Consider the following 578-nt stretch of genomic DNA (forward strand, 5'->3'; position numbering starts at 1 on the left):
TCCATCGGCAAGGACAGCGCCGTGATGCTGCACCTGGCCATGAAGGCCTTCTACCCCTCGGTGCCGCCGTTCCCGCTGCTGCATGTGGACACCCGCTGGAAGTTCCGCGAAATGTACGAGTTCCGCGATCACATGGCCAAAAAGCTGGGCATGGAGCTGCTGGTGCACATCAACCCGGAAGCCATCGAGAAGGACATCAACCCCTTCACCCACGGCTCCGCCATTCATACCGATATCACCAAGACCGAGGGCCTGAAGCAGGCGCTGGACAAGTACGGTTTCGACGCCGCCTTTGGGGGTGCCCGCCGCGACGAGGAAAAGTCCCGGGCCAAGGAGCGCATTTTCTCTTTCCGTACCGCCCAGCACCGCTGGGATCCGAAAAACCAGCGCCCCGAGCTGTGGAAGCAGTACAACACCCGCAAGCACAAGGGTGAGTCCATTCGCGTGTTCCCGCTGTCCAACTGGACCGAGCTGGATATCTGGCAGTACATTCACCTGGAAAATATTCCCATTGTGCCCCTGTATTACGCCGCCAAGCGCCCGGTGGTGGAGCGCGACGGCACCCTGATCATGGTGGA

General features: G+C 60.6%; 1 protein-coding gene. It reads left to right on the forward strand.

The window, feature by feature from the left end; all coding sequences use genetic code 11:
- Window positions 1–578, forward strand: a 578-nt coding sequence (gene cysD / locus DA373_RS16085) for a sulfate adenylyltransferase subunit CysD (protein ID WP_157953741.1), incomplete at both ends; no start/stop codon positions are given.

Origin of the sequence: Oceanimonas marisflavi, assembly GCF_003049725.1 — a bacterium.
Taxonomy (GTDB): domain Bacteria; phylum Pseudomonadota; class Gammaproteobacteria; order Enterobacterales; family Aeromonadaceae; genus Oceanimonas; species Oceanimonas marisflavi.